A 671-nucleotide genomic window follows, 5' to 3' on the forward strand; every position below is an offset into this window, starting at 1 on the left:
GCGCGGCGGCTTGGAGGCGAACGCCGTGTTCGGCTCTATGGTGAGCTGGTACCAGGAGAGATGGGGCGGGGCGCAGGCGATGGCCTGTTCCAGATCGTACAGGGCGTCGTCCAGGCTCTGATCCGGCAGGCCGTGCATCAGATCCAGGTTGAAGGTGGGCAGCTCAATGGCGTGGGCCAGCGCCGCGGCGGCGCGCGCCTCTTCGGGGCCGTGAATGCGGCCGAGCCGGGTCAGCTTCTCCTGCTGGAAGCTCTGCACCCCGATGGAGATGCGGTTAACCCCGGCGGCGCGAAAACCGGCGAACTTGCCCGCCTCGACTGTGCCCGGGTTGGCCTCCATGGTGATCTCGCACCCGTCGACCAGGGGAATGCGTGCACGCACCCCGTCCAGCAGTGCCTGCATCGCCTCGACGCTGAGCAGGCTTGGGGTGCCACCGCCGATGAAGATGGAGTGCAGGGGGCGCCCCTGGGCCATCGGCAGGTCCTGGTCCAGGTCATCGAGCAGGGCGGCCACATACTCGAGATGGGGCAGCTCCCCCTTCTGGGCGTGGGAGTTGAAGTCGCAGTAGGGGCACTTCTGCACGCACCAGGGGACGTGGATATAGAGGGAGAGGGGAGGCAGTTGCAACATGGCGGTTCCAATCAACAAAACGGGGCCCATGGGCCCCAGTT

General features: G+C 66.8%; 1 protein-coding gene. It reads right to left on the reverse strand.

Going from position 1 to position 671, the window contains the following annotated elements:
- A partial coding sequence (gene hemW, locus BN1121_RS13465; RefSeq protein WP_043597963.1) for a radical SAM family heme chaperone HemW occupies nucleotides 1-630 on the reverse strand: 630 nt, incomplete at its 3' end.
- Between the last annotated feature and the right edge of the window lie 41 nt (nucleotides 631-671).

It is taken from the genome of Aeromonas diversa CDC 2478-85, assembly GCF_000819805.1.
Classification (GTDB): Bacteria; Pseudomonadota; Gammaproteobacteria; order Enterobacterales; family Aeromonadaceae; genus Aeromonas; species Aeromonas diversa.